General features: G+C 67.8%; 15 protein-coding genes. 10 read left to right on the forward strand and 5 right to left on the reverse strand.

The window, feature by feature from the left end:
- Positions 1 to 134: 134 nt before the first annotated feature.
- Entirely contained in the window at positions 135 to 956 is an 822-nt protein-coding gene (locus tag AC5P9N_RS09730; protein WP_099485083.1) for an ABC transporter ATP-binding protein, read from the reverse strand.
- 151 nt (positions 957 to 1107) lie between these two features.
- Between AC5P9N_RS09730 and AC5P9N_RS09735 the strand changes: the two genes are divergently transcribed.
- The 4 genes from AC5P9N_RS09735 (at position 1108) to AC5P9N_RS09750 (ending at position 5182) form a co-directional block, all read left to right on the forward strand.
- A complete protein-coding gene (locus tag AC5P9N_RS09735; protein ID WP_099485084.1) occupies positions 1108 to 2310 on the forward strand; it encodes a DesA family fatty acid desaturase in 1203 nt (400 codons plus the stop codon).
- Positions 2307 to 2639 carry an EF-hand domain-containing protein gene (locus tag AC5P9N_RS09740; protein ID WP_099485085.1) on the forward strand — a complete coding sequence of 111 codons (333 nt, stop codon included), beginning with the start codon at positions 2307 to 2309 and terminating at the stop codon, positions 2637 to 2639. The genes AC5P9N_RS09735 and AC5P9N_RS09740 overlap by 4 nt, the downstream gene beginning before the upstream one ends.
- Positions 2640 to 2658: 19 nt before the next feature.
- Positions 2659 to 3471, forward strand: coding sequence for a bifunctional DNA-formamidopyrimidine glycosylase/DNA-(apurinic or apyrimidinic site) lyase (mutM, locus tag AC5P9N_RS09745; RefSeq protein ID WP_062606866.1), 813 nt, complete (start codon positions 2659 to 2661; stop codon positions 3469 to 3471).
- 106 nt (positions 3472 to 3577) lie between these two features.
- Entirely contained in the window at positions 3578 to 5182 is a 1605-nt protein-coding gene (locus tag AC5P9N_RS09750; protein ID WP_012478684.1) for an OpgD/OpgG family glucan biosynthesis protein, read from the forward strand.
- Positions 5183 to 5724: 542 nt separating this feature from the next.
- Here the strand turns inward: AC5P9N_RS09750 and AC5P9N_RS09755 are convergent.
- From AC5P9N_RS09755 to AC5P9N_RS09765, 3 genes are all read right to left on the reverse strand, one after another.
- Positions 5725 to 6345: a thymidine kinase gene (locus AC5P9N_RS09755; protein WP_005407490.1), complete on the reverse strand. Its 621-nt coding sequence runs from the start codon at positions 6343 to 6345 to the stop codon at positions 5725 to 5727.
- 9 nt (positions 6346 to 6354) lie between these two features.
- Positions 6355 to 6924 carry an SEL1-like repeat protein gene (locus AC5P9N_RS09760; protein ID WP_154329116.1) on the reverse strand — a complete coding sequence of 190 codons (570 nt, stop codon included), beginning with the start codon at positions 6922 to 6924 and terminating at the stop codon, positions 6355 to 6357.
- A gap of 66 nt (positions 6925 to 6990) precedes the next feature.
- A complete protein-coding gene (locus tag AC5P9N_RS09765) occupies positions 6991 to 7719 on the reverse strand; it encodes an SEL1-like repeat protein (RefSeq protein WP_099472599.1) in 729 nt (242 codons plus the stop codon).
- A 99-nt stretch (positions 7720 to 7818) separates the two neighbouring features.
- On the opposite strand from AC5P9N_RS09765, the gene AC5P9N_RS09770 reads away from it, so the two are divergent.
- Together AC5P9N_RS09770 and AC5P9N_RS09775 are read left to right on the forward strand one after the other, a co-directional pair.
- Positions 7819 to 9795, forward strand: a complete 1977-nt coding sequence (locus AC5P9N_RS09770; protein WP_043035302.1) for a UvrD-helicase domain-containing protein — start codon at positions 7819 to 7821, stop codon at positions 9793 to 9795.
- 260 nt (positions 9796 to 10055) lie between these two features.
- Positions 10056 to 10580 (forward strand): GNAT family N-acetyltransferase, encoded by a 525-nt coding sequence (locus AC5P9N_RS09775; protein ID WP_005407495.1) that lies wholly within the window; start codon positions 10056 to 10058, stop codon positions 10578 to 10580.
- Positions 10581 to 10658: 78 nt separating this feature from the next.
- Here the strand turns inward: AC5P9N_RS09775 and AC5P9N_RS09780 are convergent, their stop codons facing one another.
- Positions 10659 to 11312, reverse strand: a complete 654-nt coding sequence (locus AC5P9N_RS09780) for a YceH family protein (protein WP_005407496.1) — start codon at positions 11310 to 11312, stop codon at positions 10659 to 10661.
- Positions 11313 to 11413: 101 nt separating this feature from the next.
- Here AC5P9N_RS09780 and AC5P9N_RS09785 point away from each other — a divergent pair, with 101 nt between their 5' ends.
- The 4 genes from AC5P9N_RS09785 (at position 11414) to plsB (ending at position 17073) form a co-directional block, all read left to right on the forward strand.
- Complete coding sequence (locus AC5P9N_RS09785) at positions 11414 to 12337, forward strand: 5'-nucleotidase, lipoprotein e(P4) family (RefSeq protein WP_099485044.1); 924 nt, start codon at positions 11414 to 11416, stop codon at positions 12335 to 12337.
- Positions 12334 to 13059, forward strand: coding sequence for an orotidine-5'-phosphate decarboxylase (gene pyrF / locus AC5P9N_RS09790; protein ID WP_005411820.1), 726 nt, complete (start codon positions 12334 to 12336; stop codon positions 13057 to 13059). Before AC5P9N_RS09785 ends, pyrF begins: the two co-directional genes overlap by 4 nt.
- A 424-nt stretch (positions 13060 to 13483) precedes the next feature.
- Positions 13484 to 14437, forward strand: coding sequence for a hypothetical protein (locus tag AC5P9N_RS09795; protein ID WP_043035303.1), 954 nt, complete (start codon positions 13484 to 13486; stop codon positions 14435 to 14437).
- Positions 14437 to 17073, forward strand: coding sequence for a glycerol-3-phosphate 1-O-acyltransferase PlsB (plsB, locus tag AC5P9N_RS09800; protein ID WP_099485045.1), 2637 nt, complete (start codon positions 14437 to 14439; stop codon positions 17071 to 17073). The genes AC5P9N_RS09795 and plsB overlap by 1 nt, the downstream gene beginning before the upstream one ends.
- Positions 17074 to 17083 lie beyond the last annotated feature (10 nt).

The following is a 17083-nucleotide window of genomic DNA, read 5'->3' on the forward strand; positions in this document are numbered from 1 at the left end:
TGGTCGACTGCCTTTCGCCTGGATCGCAAAGGTCCCGCGCTGCGCGCGATAGTCGACCAACAGTCGACTCTACCGCCGTCGGTCTCCCAGGCCTGTCGGTTTCCAGGCCCCTTGTTTCCCCCGAGGGCTCCGCCTCACCCCGCGTACGCGGTCAGCCGGCCTTCCTGCTCGCACACGGTGATCGCGCCACCGAACACCGCCGACAGCGGTTCGTTGCGCAGCAGTTCGGCGCGGGTGCCATCAGCCAGCACACGGCCGTCGCGCAGCAGCACCACGCGTTCGATCTCGGGAATGATCTCTTCGATGTGGTGGGTCACCAGCACCAGGGTGATGCCCTGTTGGGCGAGCACCCGCATGGTCGCCACCAGCTGCTCGCGGGCGACCAGGTCCAGCCCGGTGGAGGGTTCGTCCAGCAGCAGTGCCTGCGGCCGATTGACCAGCGCGCGGGCGATCAGCACGCGGCGGGTCTCGCCGGCCGACAGCTCGGCATAGGCGCGTTCGCGCAGGGACAGAGCGCCGGTCGTCGCCAGTGTCTCGCCGACGCGCGTGCGCATGTCGGCGGTCACTTCGCGGAAGGCCGGCACCACGTAGCTGGCGAAGAAGCCGGACAGCACCGCCTGTTCCACGGTCAGCCCGGGCATGTCGGCCAGGTTGCTGCTGAGGTCGCCGGTGACGATGCCCAGCTGCGAACGCAGCCGGTCCACCTGCCAGCGGTTCTGGCCCAGCACCTTCACCGCCACCGAGCCGTCTCCCTGGGCCAGCGGGTACAGCTCGCGGGTGATCAGCTTGATGAAGGTGGACTTGCCGCAGCCGTTGGGGCCGAGCAGGGCGGTGTGCTGGCCCTGCGCAATGCGCAGGCTGAGCCCGTGCAGCACCTTCACCTGACCGCGCACCACGGTGGCGCGGTCCAGTTCGATCAAGGGGGGCAGCTCCGCAACGGACGGGGCGGCAGTCATGGTGCTGGCGCGTGGATCAAGGCTCGACAACTCAGGTCCCCAACTGTGAACGGTGCCACGGATGACGGTGGCAATCACCGCCGCAGGGATGCAGTTTGCAACGCAAGCGCCCATGATGTCTGCCATCCCCGCGTCGATACGGAGAGCCGCCATGCCCGATGCCCTGATGTCCCTGTTGACCGGTGGTGTGCTCGGCCTCGGCTGGTGGGCCATGTTGGGCGTGCTGCTGGTCTTCACCCAGATCACCATCTTCTCGGTGACCCTGTACCTGCACCGCAGCCAGGCCCATCGCGGCGTCGATTTCCACCCGGCGCTGGCCCACGTGTTCCGTTTCTGGCTGTGGCTGACCACCTCGATGATCACCCGCGAGTGGGTGGCCATCCACCGCAAGCACCACGCCAAGGTGGAGACCGAGGACGACCCGCACAGCCCGGTCACCCGCGGCATCGGCACGGTGTTCTGGCATGGCGTGGAGCTGTACCGGGAAGCACGCGGCATGCGCGCGGACATCGAGCAGTACGGGCGCGGCACCCCGGATGATGTGATCGAGCGCCACCTGTATACCCCGCACGCCACGCTGGGGCCGGTACTGCTGTTCGCGATCAATACCGTGTTGTTCGGCCTGCCCGGCGTGGCCCTGTGGGCGATCCAGATGGCGTGGATCCCGTTCTGGGCCGCGGGCGTGGTCAATGGCCTGGGCCACTGGTGGGGCTACCGCAACTACGAATCGGCCGATACCTCCACGAACCTGACGCCGTGGGGGTTCTGGATCGGTGGTGAGGAGCTGCACAACAACCATCATGCCTTCCCCAGTTCGGCGCGCTTTGCGATGCGGCGCTGGGAATTCGACATCGGCTGGAGTGCGATCCGCCTGCTGCAGGCGCTGCGCCTGGCCAAGGTGCTTCGCGTTGCACCGGCCATGGACGTACGCCCGAACATCGCCGTGCCCGATGCCGAGACCCTGAAGGCGCTGCTCTCGCACCGCTTCCAGGCGATGACCGACTATCAGCGCAACGTGTTCATGCCGGCCCTGCGCGAGGAAGCCGCCCACGCTGGGGCCAAGCTGCGGCGCCTGCTGCCGCGCCGGCTGCGCCGTGGCCTGGTCAACGATGGCCGCTGGCTGAAGCCGGACAGTCGTGCCCAGCTCAGCGAATGGGTGGCACAGCGCCCGCGCATCCGCACCCTGGTCGAGTACCGCGCGCGATTGGCCGCGTTGCTGGAAGCCCGAGGCCACGACGCCGCCGAGCGCCTGCACCAGCTGCAGGCCTGGTGCCGCGAGGCCGAGGAAAGCGGAATCGCGGCGCTGCAGGCCTACGCTGCGCGATTGAAGGGCTACAGCCTGGTGGGCGCGTGAGGGCAGGGTACGGCGTTCTGCTGGCGGTGCTGCTACCGGGTGCGGCGCTGGCCCAGGTCACCGATACCACCAGCTACCTGCAGCGGATGGACAGCGATGGCGACGGCAAGGTCAGCGAGGCCGAGTACGTGCAGTGGATGCTGTATGCCTTCGACCGCATGGACCGCAATGGTGATGGCGTGCTGAGCGCCGAGGAGCTGCCCGGTGGCAAGGGCAGGGCGATCCGCCGCGAGCAGCAGCGGCAGGTGATCGTGCAGCGCTTCCATAAGCAGGATGCCAACGGCGATGGCGTCCTGGATGCCCGTGAACTGGGGGCGCCGCCACGCTGAGCGGGCGTAGAATCGGTTCATGCCTGAACTGCCCGAAGTCGAAACCACCCGCCGCGGCCTGGCGCCGCACCTGCAGGGCCGCCGCGTGCATGGCGTGATCCTGCGCCGCGCCGACCTGCGCTGGCCGATTCCGCCGGAAGTGGCCGAGCTGCTGCCGGGGCAGCGCATCGAGGACATCCGCCGTCGCGCCAAGTACCTGCTGCTGGACACCGCCATCGGCAGCGCCGTGCTGCACCTGGGCATGTCCGGCAGCCTGCGTGTGCTGCCCGGCGATACCCCGCTGCGCGCGCACGACCATGTGGATATCAGCCTGGACAACGGCCGCCTGTTGCGCTTCAACGACCCGCGCCGTTTCGGCAGCCTGCTCTGGCAGCCGGCCGGCGAAGTCCACCCGCTGCTGCAGGGGCTGGGCCCGGAGCCGCTGGACGATGCCTTCGACGGGGACTACCTGTTCTCCCGCAGCCGTGGCCGCAGCGCGCCGGTGAAGACCTTCCTGATGGACCAGGCGGTGGTGGTGGGCGTGGGCAACATCTACGCCGCCGAGAGCCTGTTCAAGGCCGGCATCAGTCCGCTGCGCGAGGCCGGGAAAATCTCGCGCGAGCGCTACCAGCGGCTGGCCGATGCGGTGAAGGAGATCCTCGGCTACGCCATCACCCGTGGTGGCACCACCCTGCGTGACTTCATCAGCCCCGATGGCGCGCCGGGTTACTTCGAGCAGGAACTGCTGGTGTACGGCCGTGACGGGCTGCCCTGCCCGAACTGTGGCCGCGCGCTGAAGCACGCCACCATCGGCCAGCGCGCCAGCGTCTGGTGCAGCCACTGCCAGCGCTGAGGCGGGCGGCCAGCGGCAGCTGAACGGGCAGGGCACGTCTCCGCTGCCCGTTAACGTTTGTCTGCCTATGATGGCCGACCTTCCCCTCTGTGCCTGACGCGCCTGCATGCAACGACGCGACTTCATCCGCAATGCCTCCCTCGCCCTGGCTGCATTCGGCCTGCCGTCCCTGCCCGCGTGCGCGGCCAGCAGGAGCGGCCAGATGGGCCTGCGCCGCCTCGGCCAACCGCAGCCGTTCGACTTCGCCACCCTGAAGGGCCAGGCGCGCGCGCTGGCACAGGCGCCCTACAAGAGCCACAAGCGGGTGCTGCCGGGCCGCCTGGAAGGGCTGGACTGGGACCAGTACCAGTCGATCGGTTACCGCCAGGACCATGCGCTGTGGGCCGACCAGCCGGGCAAGTTCCAGGCCAAGTTCTTCCACCTGGGCCTGTACTTCCATTCGCCGGTGCGCATGTTCGACGTGGTCGACGGCAAGGCGCAGGAGCTGGCCTATGACGGCGCGGCCTTCAACTACGGCAAGAGCGGCATCAAGGACGGCGAGCTGCCGGCCGATCTCGGCTTCGCCGGTTTCCGCCTGAACACCCGCAAGGACACCGATCGCGATTTCGCCGCCTTCCTCGGCGCCAGCTACTTCCGCGCGGTCGGCAAGGAAGGCCAGTACGGCCAGTCCGCGCGTGGCCTGGCAATCGATACCGGCATGGGCAAGCCGGAGGAATTCCCGGACTTCATCGCCTATTACCTGGAGCAACCCTCGGCTGATTCGGACACGATCGTGGTCTACGGCCTGCTGGATTCGCCCAGCGTGGCCGGCGCCTATCGCTTCGCGATCACCAATGGCGACGTGCTGCTGATGGACATCGACAGCGCGCTGTACCCGCGCAAGGCGATCGAGCGGTTGGGCATCGCCCCGTGCACCAGCATGTACCAGGTGGGCGAGAACGATCGCCGCATGGCCTGGGACTGGCGCCCGGAGATCCACGACACCGACGGCCTGTCGCTGTGGACCGGTGCCGGCGAGTGGATCTGGCGGCCGCTGCTGAACCCGCGCAACCTGCGCTTCAACATGTTCGTGGACCGCAACCCGCGCGGCTTCGGCCTGCTGCAGCGCGACCGCAACTTCGACCATTACCAGGACGACGGCGTGTTCTACGAGAAGCGCCCGTGCCTGTGGGTGGAGCCGAAGGGCGAATGGGGCGAGGGCTCGGTGCAGCTGGTGGAGATCCCCACCGTGGACGAGACCTTCGACAACATCGTGGCGTTCTGGAACCCGAAGGAAAAACCGCAGCCGGGCCAGGAACTGCTGGTCGGCTACCGCCTGTACTGGGGTGCCGAACCGCCGGCACGGCCGCCGCTGGCGCACTGCGTGGCCAGCCGCACCGGCCTGGGTGGCGTGGTCGGCAAGAAGCGCGAGTACTTCAGCTGGCGCTTCGCGGTGGACTTCGAAGGTGGCGAGCTGGCCAGGCTGATCGACAAGGGCGAGGTCGAGGCGGTGGTGGAAGCCAGCCGCGGCCGGGTCGAGATCGTGTCGGCGCGTCCGCTGCGCGAGATCAATGGCTACCGCGCGATGTTCGACCTGGTGCCGCCGGAGGGCAGTACCGAGCAGATCGACATCCGCCTGTTCCTGCGCAGTGGCGGCAAGACCCTGACCGAGACCTGGCTGTACCAGTACACCCCGCCGCCGGCCGGTGCGCCGGAGCGCACGCTGTACTGAGTGGTTTGGGATTGCAGGGCTTGCAGCCCTGCACCTGCAGAGGCCAGAGCCGAAGCAACGGCAGAAGCTGGTTTCCTGTGGGGAGGCGGGGTGGGTCCGGTGGCGGGAGACGCCGTAAACCCGTCCATGGGGGCTTGGCCGCGGCATCCATGCCGCGGACACTCCCGCCACCGGACCCACCCCGCCTTCGACAGACCTCCGCGATCTGTCGGAGCACGGGGTCGGATCCCGTTGCTGCGCAACGGGCTCTGACCCCAGATGAATTTCGATAGATGAATTTCGATATCTGACAGATGTGCCGACCAACGGTCGGCACCCACCAACAGCCGCGTGAAACTGTCAGAGGTGGGGCGGTGTGGGTGGGCAGGACCGTTGGCGCCATGGATGGCGCCATCGAGCCCCCAGGGACGGGTTTACGGCGTGTCCTGCCCACCCACACCGGCCCACCATCCCACGCAATGCCAGCTCTAGCTGTTGCTGTTGCCGGCCAGCGGCCGGCACTACCGCGGGTGCAGGGCTGTAAGCCCTGCACAAGACCCCCCTTACAGCGGCAGGGGTGCCTGCGCCGGATCGATCCGCCCTTCCCCGCGGGTGATCTTCTTGAACTCGGCACGGCTGACCGACACGTAGCGGTCGTTGCCACCGATCTCCACCTGCGGGCCATCCTTCACCGCATGGCCATGTTCGTCTACGCGCACGGTCATCGTCGCCTTCTTCCCGCTGTGGCAGATGGTCTTGATCTCCTGCATCTCGTCGGCCCAGGCCAGCAGGTACTGGCTGCCCTCGAACAGCTCGCCGCGGAAATCGGTGCGCAGGCCGTAGCACAGCACCGGAATGCGCAGCTGGTCGACCACCTCGCTGAGCTGCCAGACCTGGGCGCGCGTGAGGAACTGCGCTTCATCCACCAGCACGCAGCCCATCGGGCCGTTGGCGGCCAGGTCCTGTTCGACCCAGTGCTGCAGGTCGGTGTCACGATCGAAGGCCATGCCGTCCGCACGCAGGCCGATACGCGAGGCCACCACGCCGGCGCCGGCACGATCATCCAGGCGCGGGGTCAGGATCGCCACCCGCATGCCGCGTTCGCGGTAGTTGTGCGCGCTCTGCAGCAGGGTCGTGGTCTTGCCGGCGTTCATCGCCGAATAGTAGAAATAGAGCTTGGCCATCGGCCAATTCTAGTCGTCCACCGCCTTGTCGTCGCGGACCGTGTCCGGCCGTCCTATCTCGACGCTGGGGGTCAGCGCGGGGCGCCAGTAGTTGTCCTGCAGGCACCAGTAGTCGGCGGCGCGCCAGTAGTCGTTGTCGTAGACGATGCTGCCCGGCGTCACGATGCCCTGCTCGTTGCCGCGGCGCTGGACGACGATCAGGCCGGAGCTCACGTACCCGAGGTGGCTGCCGGTGATCTGCTGGCGGCCGTCCCTGAGGGCGCGCTCCATGCGAGGCTTGGCCACGCGGTCGCCATAGTCGGCATAGATCTGCTGGCCGCGCTCGATCGCCTGTGCCTGCTGCAGTGCGTCCAGGCGTGCCCAGTAGTGCTCCCGCAGCACCAGGAAGTCGTGATACATGCGCTCGGCGGCAAGGTCCATCCAGATGTAGGCCATCACCGGATCGGCCCGGGTACCGACGCCCTCCTGGTACAGCCGCGCCACCATGGCCTGGGAGAACTTGTCGGCGTAGCGCGCCGAACGCTTGTAGTAGTCCAGCGCCCTGGCGGGCTGTCTGTCCCGTTCGGCCCGCTGGGCCATGCTGCGCCAGAACAGGTCCGGATGGGCATCGAAGAAGCCTCCGGTCAGGACGGTTGGCGGGAAACGTCAGCGCCCCGCGCCTTCCACGGGGCTGAGTGGGCCGACCTCGACGCTGCGGCCGCGGAATTCCTGTTCCCAGATGCGGTCCTGCATGCACCAGTACGCTGCAGGGTCCCAGTACGCATCCCGATAGTAGTCATCGCCACGGGTCGGCCAGCCGGCTTCCGGGCCGTCGGACAGTTCCACCTGCAGCATCGAGCTGACCCAGCCGGTACGGCTGCCGGTCAAGCGGCGGCGGTCCACGCGCATGGCAGCCTCCATGCGTGGCTTGGCCGTGGCATCGCCGTAGGCCGCATACAGCGCCGGCCCTTCGGTGAGCACCCGTTGCCGCTGCGCGGCATCCAGGCGGTTCCAGTAGCGCTCGCGCTCCAGCAGCAGGTCGCGGTAGCCGCGTTCGGCGGCCAGGTCCATCCAGATGTAGGCCAGCACCGGATCAGGGGCGGTACCCGTGCCCTCCTGGTACATGCGCGCGACCAGCGACTGCGACAGCTTGTCGGCGTGCGCGGCTGCCCGCTTGAAGCGCACCAGCGCATGATCGGGCCGGCCCTGTCGCCACGACTGCAGGCCCAGCTCGCGCCAGTGCAGGTCAGGATGAGCCTGCAGGAAGCCCTGGGTCATCAGCGCAGACCGCAACGATGCGCCAGGATCGGGCGCGCAGTCCGCGCTGCGGGCGTCCAACGGCGCCAGCAGCAACAGCAGGGTGCCCAGCAGGGCGGCAGAGGCGGTCGGGCGCATGCACCTGGCTCCAGTGCTCCGGTGGCGAATCAATAGCTTAGGAACGGTGTGCATGCAAGTCAGGTCCGCCCGCTGCGGCCCCGCTACAATCCCATCCCCATGCACGGTCTCAATCCCCCCCAAGCCGCCGCCGTCCTGCATATCGAAGGTCCGTTGCTGGTGCTCGCCGGCGCGGGCAGCGGCAAGACGCGCGTGATCGTGGAAAAGATCGCCCACCTGATCGGCAGCGGCCGCTACCCGGCACGCCGCATCGCAGCGATCACCTTCACCAACAAGTCGGCCAAGGAAATGCGCGAGCGTGTGGCCAAGCGCCTGCGCGAGCAGGACGCCGACGAGGTGACCATCTGCACCTTCCATGCGCTGGGCCTGAAGTTCCTGCAGATCGAACACGCGGCCGTGGGCCTGAAGCGTGGCTTCTCGATCTTCGATGCCGATGATGCCGCTGCGCAGATCAAGGACCTGATGTACGGGGCCAAGCCCGACGATATCGAGGACATGAAGAACCTGGTGTCGCGCGCCAAGAACGCCGGCCTGTCGCCCGAGCAGGCGATGGCCGCCGCGCGCAGCAACCGCGAGAAGGAAGCAGCCAGCGTCTACGAGCGCTACCAGCTGCGCCTGACGGCTTTCAATGCGGTCGACTTCGATGACCTGATCCGTTTGCCGGTGCAGATCCTGGAGGAAAATCCGGAGATCGCGCTGGCCTGGCGCGAGCGCATCGGCTACCTGCTGGTGGACGAATGCCAGGATACCAACGACGCGCAGTACCGGCTGCTCAAGCAGCTGGCCGGCGATAAGGGCAACTTCACCTGCGTGGGTGACGATGACCAGTCGATCTACGCCTGGCGCGGCGCCAATCCGGAAAACCTGCAGCAGATGGGGCGCGACTATCCCACGCTGGAGATCATAAAGCTGGAGCAGAACTACCGCTGCTCCAACCGCGTGCTGCGCGCCGCCAATGCGCTGATCGCCAACAACCCGCATGAGCACCTGAAGAAGCTGTGGAGCGACCAGGCCGACGGCGAACGCATCCGCGTATGGGAGTGCCGCAACAGCGAACACGAAGCGGAAAAGGTCGCGGCCGAGATCGCCTTCGTGGCCCAGTCGCGCAACGTGCCATGGAGTGATTTCTGCATCCTGTTCCGCGGCAACTTCCAGTCACGGCCGCTGGAAAAGGCGATGCAGCTGCTGCGCATCCCTTACCACCTGACCGGCGGCACCGTGTTCCTGGAGCGCCAGGAAGTGAAGGACACGCTGGCCTGGTTGCGGCTGCTGGTCAATCCAGACGACGACACCGCGTTCATGCGTGCGGTGCAGTCGCCCAAGCGCGACGTCGGTGCCGGCACGCTGGCCAGGCTGGCCGAGCTGGCGCAGGAAAAGGACATGCCGATGGCGCAGGCTGCCGAGGCGATCGGCGCCCTGCAGCAGCTGCCGCCTCGCGCCGCCAACAGCCTGGCCCGCTTCACCGACATCCTGCGCGACCTGCGCGCGCAGATGCGCCAGGTCACCTCGGGCGACATGATCCGCAAGGTCGCCAAGGAATCGGGCCTGCTCAGCGAACTGCGCCAGCAGGCCAAGGAAGAGGCCAGCTACCAGCGCCGCGCCAACAACATCGAGGAACTGGCGCAGTGGTTCGAGGGCGGCCCGCGCGGCGCCACTGCCGCTGACCTGGCCGGCCAGCTGGCGCTGCTGTCACGCAGCGACAAGGACGAGGGTGGCAACCAGGTGCGCATGATGACCATGCACGCCTCCAAGGGCCTGGAATTCCCGTACGTGTTCATCGTTGGCTGCGAGGATGGCGTGCTGCCCCACCAGGTCAGCCTGGACGAGGGCAACCTGCAGGAAGAGCGGCGGCTGCTGTACGTGGGCATCACCCGCGCCAAGATCCAGCTGTGGATGAGTTACAGCAAGCTGACGCGCAAGTTCGGTGAGCATGTGCGGCTGAAGCCGAGCCGGTTCTTCGATGAGATCCCGGCCGAGGAGATCCAGCGTGATGGCGCTGATCCGGTGGCCGATGCGGCGCGCAAGAAGGAACGGGCGAGTGCGGGGTTGGCGGCGATCGAGGCGTTGTTCGACTGATCGGCGAACGGCGCAGCCCCTCGTGGTTGGCGCCGTTCGCAATGCACTCGTGGGGGGCCGGGCGGGTGGGCCGGTCGGGACACGCCGTAAACCCATCCATGGGGGCTCGGCCGCGGCATCCATGCCGCGGACGGTCCCGCCCAGCCCACCCGCCCGGCCTCTGACAGTTCCCGTGCGCGCCAGCCACGGAAAAGAAAAAGAAAATCAAAAGCAGCAGCTGGGGTTGAGGCAGAATCGGGGTTTCGGCTGGAGGTCCACCTGTGCAACCGATCGAGAGTGAACGCCTGCGCCTGCGTGCCATCGAGCCTGATCGCGATGCGGCTCCGATGCTGGCGCTGTTGAATGATCCGGGCTTCGTGCGCTTCATTGGCGACCGCAATGTGCGCAGTGAGGAGCAGGCGCGGGACTACATCGCGCTGCGTGTGCTGCACAGCTATGCGTTGAATGGCTTTGGCATGTATGCCATCGAGCGGTTGTCCGATGGTGCCTGGCTGGGCAATGCCGGGCTGGTACGGCGTGATGGGCTGCCGGGTCCGGACATCGGCTATGCGGTGCTGTCGGAATTCGCCGGGCAGGGCTATGCCGGTGAGGCGGCGCGGGCAGTGTTCGCGCATGCGCGCGCTGGGCTGGGCCTGCAGGATCTGTATGGCATCACCGATCTGGACAACGTGGTGTCCGGGAAGATCCTGCTGGGGTTGGGCATGCAGGAGCGGGGGGTGATCCAGCTGCCGGGCGTGGACAGCCCGAGCCGGTTGTATGCCACGCCGGGTGCGGCGCAGGTCTGACCCCTGATGTTGGTAGGTGCCGACCGTTGGTCGGCACGATTCAGATGCAGTGCCGACCAACGGTCGGCACCCACCCCCTCAGCCGCGCAGTTCGGCCAGCTGCGCCTGCAGCTCGGCCACGGCCGCTTCCAGCTGGGCCACGCGCTCGGCCAGGCCCGGGTCGGCTGCATCGCTGCTGCCACCGCCGCTGCTGGCGTACTTGGCCGCCAGCGCCGCACCGTCCACTTCACCGCACAGCAGGTGCATGTAGCGGTCTTCGCGCTGCCCACTGGCGCGCGGCAGCACCACCAGCAGCGCGCGCTGCTGCAGGCGCTCGATGGCGTGGCGGGCTTCGTCGGCGTCGGCGAAGCGGTGCAGGCGCTCGCTGCGCGTGATCAGTTCGCCCAGCGTCTGCGGCCCACGCAGCAGCAGCAGCGCCAGCAGCACGGTCTGCTGCCGGGTCAGGTCCAGCGCGGCCTGCAGGCGGTGCTCGTAGCGGTCCGCGCGCGAGGAGAAGTGCTGGCGGGCCAGGCCCAACGCCTCCAGCTGGCGCAGCGCGTGCTGCACGCTGCCGGCATCGATGTTCATCACCGGCTCGCGGGCAGTCTTCTGGTTGGCAGCCGACTGGGCGGCATTGACCGTCAGTGGATAGGTGTCCGGCGTGGTCGCCTCCTTTTCCACCAGGCAGCCCAGCAGGCGGGCCTGCACGGCGTCGAGCAGGGGGACGTCGGGGGTCTGGACGGAATCGGTCATGGCGGCCTCCGGAAGGGCAACGGGTCAACCGCCAAGCATAGCCGTCCCGGGGCCGCCTTTGCCGGTAAAATGCGCCGGTATATCTGATTGCCGGTGAATCCATGCGTCGTCCCGTTTCCCTGTCCCTGACCCTGCTCGCCACTGCGGCGCTGGGCCTGTCCGCCTGCAAGCGCGTGGATGCGCCTGCTGCCGAAGCCGCTGCCCCGGAGGCCCCGGCCGCCGCTGCCAAGGCTGATGGCGCGCTTGATGCGACCGCCAATGACAATCTCAACGCCGTGCTGTGGATGCAGCGCGCGCAGGAGTACAAGGCAATCACCGAGCAGACCTACCGCGCCGCCGCCGACCACCTGGACGCCGCGCTGAAGGAAACGCACTGGGATGCGCTGGTGCCGGAGGAACGCGGCAACGAGGCCAAGGGCCTGAAGCCGGCCGTGGTGCTGGACGTGGATGAGACCGTGCTGGACAACTCGCCCTACCAGGCGCGCCTGGTGCGCGACGGCAAGGAATACGACGAGCTGAGCTGGGACCAGTGGGTGGCCGAAAAGAAGGCCAAGGCCATTCCGGGCGTGGTCGATTTCGCCAAGGCCGCCAACGCCAAGGGCGTAACCCTGCTGTACATCTCCAACCGCGCCGTGCACCTGAAGGACGCGACCCTGGCCAACCTGCGCGAGCAGGGCCTGCCGGTGGCCGATGACAGCGTGTTCCTGGGCCTGGGCACCGTGGTCGAAGGCTGCGAGCAGGCCGGCAGCGAGAAGAACTGCCGCCGCCGCCTGGCCGGGCAGAAGTACCGCGTGCTGATGCAGTTCGGCGACCAGCTGGGCGACTTCGTGGAAGTGACCGCCAACACCAACGAAGGCCGTGACGCCCTGCTGCAGCAGTACCACGACTGGTTCGGCGAGCGCTGGTGGATGCTGCCGAACCCGACCTACGGCGGTTTCGAGCCGGCGCAGTTCAACAATGACTACAGCCAGTCGCGCCAGGCCCGCCACGACGCCAAGCGCGCAGCCCTGGACTACGCGCCGTGAGCCGCGCGCCGCTGCCGCTGCGCGATGACGAGCGCCTGATCTTCGCGCTGGACGTGCCTGATCGCGCGCAGGCGCTGGAGTGGGTCGACCGCCTCGGCGACAGCGTGGCGTTCTACAAGATCGGCATGGAACTGCTGGCGTCGGGCGAGTACTTCCAGGTGCTGGACGAGCTGGCCCGCCGCGACAAGCGCGTGTTCGTCGACCTGAAGTTCTTCGATATCCCGGCCACTGCCGCGGCGGTGATCAAGCGCCTGTCGCAGTGGCCGGTCAGCTACGCCACCATCCACGGCTGGCACCCGGCGATGATGGAAGCCTGCGCCGCCGCCAACAGCAGCGACATGCGCCTGCTGGCGGTGACCGTGCTGACCTCGATGGGCCGCCCGGACCTGGCGCAGATGGGCATCGACCGTGAACCGGTGGACGTAGTGGTCGAACGCGCGCTGGCCGCGCAGGCGGCCGGTATCGATGGCGTGATCGCCTCGGGCCAGGAAGCCGGCCCGATCCGCGCCGCTACCGGCGCCGGGTTCTCGATCGTCTGCCCGGGCATCCGCCCCGGTGGCCCGGTCGGCGATGACCAGAAGCGTACCGTTGGCGTGGCCCAGGCCTTTGCCGATGGCGCCGATGCCATCGTGGTTGGTCGCCCGATCCGCCTGGCCACCGATCCGCAGGCCGCGGCGCGGGCCATCCAGCAGGAAATCGCGTCGGCGCTGGCTGCGCGCTGAGATTCCGTTGCGCAGGCTGCAGGCCCGAACGCCATCCCGACCCGTGCGGGATGGCGTTTCTGCATCCGTCCAGCAAGCGGTTGTGCCCGAATCGCCGCAAAACCTGCCGTAGATTTCATTGCTTTTACGCCCATCATCAGGTGGATCAATAAAATCAATGATTTATACGACGATAGGTGAAGTGTTGCCTTAACTTGAACGGCAGCGTAGGATCGCCGCCATCCGGTCCTCGGACCGGACATGTGCCACAACACTGTCCATCGGCCCTGCGCCGGTTTGAAGAGCCTGTGATCCCCGTGATCCCGGCTCTTTTTTTATTCCCATCAGTGACTTGCACAAGCAACAGCGGAAACCGTGACGTCCCGGCTTGCCGCTGTCACGTCACAGGCCGCAAGATGCGGACCGGTCCGGGGAGTCCGAGTGCATGAGCGTGGCAGTGCGAGGAAGGTCTGCGCGTGGATGGGGGCTGGCAGCCATGCTGCTGCTGGCCGTGGCGGCGTGTCGTGAATCGGCCCAGGACCCGGCCAAGCCGGCGGCCGAGCCGGTCGCGGCGGTGCAGGCCATGGCGCTGCGCCTGGCCGAGGACGATCTGGTCGGCTATGCAAAGCTGTCGGTGCCGCCCAGCCAGTACCAGCGCCTGCAACAGGCCTGGACCGAAGGCCACAGCCAGTGGCCGCTGACCGAACTGCCGCTGGGCGACCAGCTGCTGCCGATGCTGGCCGCACTGCGCAAGCCCAACGCCAGCGCCGAACTGCAGCGCAGCTTCGATCGCCAGCTGGCCGGACAGGCCGGCGCGGTTCGCCAGGCCGCGCAATCGATGGGCAACTTCGGTGTGCAGTACCTGCGCCACCAGAAGGGCTATACGCCTGGCCAACAGGCGCATTACATCGCCCTGGTCGAAACCCTGGCCAGCTGGGCGCAGGGTGCCCCGATCAGTGACCGGGCCCGCGCACGCAGCACCATCGCCGCGCTGGTCGGCGCCGCCAACAAGGTCGGTTTCGAGGACGAAGCCGGCCTGCAGGCCGCGGGCATGGAAGGCAGCCTGGCGCAGCTGGCGCCGTTCATCCACACCCTCAAGGCGGTGCTGGGCAGCTACGGGCTGGGCGTGGACGACGCGTTGCGCAGCGTGCGCGGCGAACTGCTGTCAGTGGAGGGTGACAACGCCCTGGTACGCCTGCACTACGACCTAGCCGGTCGCGAGATGAGCCTGCAGCTGCCGCTGAGCCGCCGCGAAGGCCATTGGTACCTGACCCGCACCCTGGCCGATACCGACGCCCTGCTGCGCAAGGCCGATGCGGCCCGCGCCGCTGCGTCGCCGTCACCGGCTGAAGCCCCCGCCGAGGGTGGGGAAGCGGCAACGCCGCCGCCTAAGCCATAATGGCGCCGATGTCGAAACAGAACCCGCTGCCGTTCCCCGGCGAAGAATCCCAGTCGACGCCCGCCGATACGGTGCCGGCGTCCCCCTCGACCGGTACCGGCCCGAACCCGGTACCGCCGCCCGCGCACGCGCGTCCGGCCGGCCGACGCCCACTGTGGGCACGGTTGCTGGGCCGCCTGGTCGAGCCGTGGCTGTCGCTGAAGATCGAGCCGGAAGACCCGGGCCAGTACAACGATGGCCGCCCGGTCATGTACGTGCTGGAAGACTACGGCCTGTCCAACGCGCTGATCCTGGACAAGGCCTGCCGCCAGGCCGGCCTGCCGTCGCCGCTGGTGCCGCTGGCCGGTGACCCGACCGGCCGCAAGCGCGCCTACCTGGCGCTGTCGCGGCGCAGCTCCAGCAACTCGCTGATCCCCGAGCAGCGTGGCGCAAAGACCCACTCCGATTCGCTGGCCAAGGTGCTGCAGGCCCATCGTGTGCGCGATGACCTGGACGTGCACCTGGTGCCGGTGTCGATCTTCGTCGGCCGCGCGCCGGACAAGCAGAGCGGCTGGTTCGCCGTGCTGTTCTCGGAAAACTGGGCGCTGGTCGGCCGCTTCCGCCGCCTGCTGGCGGTGCTGCTCAACGGCCGCAGTACCATCGTCCGCTTCGCGCCGCCGATCTCGCTGCGCAGCACCGTGGACGAAGGCCTGGAGCCGGAGCGCACGGTACGCAAGCTGCAGCGCGTGCTGCGTACGCATTTCCGCCGCATCCGTGAATCGGTGATCGGCCCTGACCTGTCGACGCGGCGCCTGCTGGTGGACCAGGTGCTGGCCGCCGAACCGGTGCGCGAAGCGATCGCCTCGCAGGCCAAGCGCGACAACTCGAAGCCGGCCGATGCCTGGAAGAAGGCACACGCCTACGCCTGGGAAATCGCCGCGGACTATTCCAGCCCGGTGGTGCGCTCGGCCAGCTTCATGCTCAGCCACGTGTGGAACCGCATCTATGCGGGCGTGCTGGTGCACCACCTGGACAAGTTCAAGGCCGCCGCGCCGGGCCACGAAGTGGTCTACGTGCCCAGCCACCGCAGCCACATGGACTACCTGCTCCTGTCCTACCTGCTGTACGACCGTGGCATCGTGCCGCCGCACATCGTGGCCGGCATCAACCTGAACCTGCCGGTGGTCGGTACCCTGCTGCGCAAGGGCGGTGCGTTCTTCATCCGCCGCTCGATCCGTGGCAACGCGCTGTACTCGGCGGTGCTCAGTGAGTACGTCGCGCAGCTGGTGGCCGGCGGCTACTCGCTGGAGTACTTCGTCGAAGGCGGCCGCTCGCGTACCGGCCGACTGCTGCAGCCCAAGGGCGGCATGATCTCGATGACGCTGCGTGCGTTCCTGCGCCAGCCGCGCAAACCGGTGCTGTTCCAGCCCATCTACATCGGCTACGAGAAGCTGATGGAGGGCGGCAGCTACCTGGACGAACTGTCCGGCCGGCCGAAGGAAAAGGAATCGATCTGGTCGCTGCTGTGGGGCATCCCCAAGGTGCTCAAGCAGAACTACGGCCAGGTGGTGGTGAACTTCGGCGAACCGATAGCACTGAACGACGTACTGGCCGAGAAGGCGCCGGAGTGGAAGGGCGAGGCGGTGTCCGAGGACGAAAAACCGGCGTGGCTGTCGACCACGGTGGACACGCTGGCCGAACGCATCCAGGTGCGCATCAACGGCGCTGCCGACGTCAACCCGATCAACCTGCTGGCGCTGGCCCTGCTGTCCACGCCGAAGCACGCGATGGGCGAGGCCGACCTGATCGCGCAGATCGAGCTGTGCAAGACGCTGCTGGTCGAGATGCCGTATTCGGACCGGGTGACGGTGACCCCGCACTCGCCGGAGCGGATCATCGCCCACGCCGAGGAAATCAACGTCCTCACCCGCATCAAGCACCCGCTGGGCGACGTGCTCAGCGTCAGCGGCGATACCGCCGTGCTGCTGAGCTACTTCCGCAACAACGTGCTGCACCTGTTCACCGCCTCGTCGTGGGTGGCCTGCTGCTTCCAGAACAACCGCCGCATGAGCCGTACCGGCCTGGTCCAGCTGGGCCGCACGGTGTACCCGTTCCTGCAGGCCGAGCTGTTCCTGCCGTGGAGCGAGGACGAATTCGCACAGCGCATCGACCAGACCATCAACGTGTTCGTGCGTGAGGGCCTGCTGCAGAACGTCAATGACGACGACGGCGGCATCCTGGCGCGCAACACCGGGCAGACCGACGAGGTGTTCCGCCTGCGTGCGATCGGCCACTCGCTGCAGCAGGCGTTCGAGCGCTACTACATCGCCATTTCGGTGCTGGTGAAGAACGGCCCGGGCGTGCTGGGCGCGGCCGAGCTGGAAAGCCTGTGCCAGCAGGCGGCGCAGCGTCTGAGCCTGCTCTATGCACCGGCCGCGCCGGAGTTCTTCGACCGCACCCTGTTCCGCGGCTTCATCCAGAAGCTGCGCGAACTGCGCCTGGTGTGGCCGGACGAGAACAGCAAGCTGCTGTTCGACGAGCGCCTGGATGCCTGGGCCAAGGACGCCAAGTTCATCCTTGGCCGCGAACTGCGCCACACCATCGAACGGGTCAGCCCGGAAGCGGCACGCCCGGACGAGCCGGCGCCGCAGGATTGAAGGCAGCGCC

The sequence above is a fragment of the Stenotrophomonas sp. YJH_SMC_6 genome, assembly GCF_059371335.1.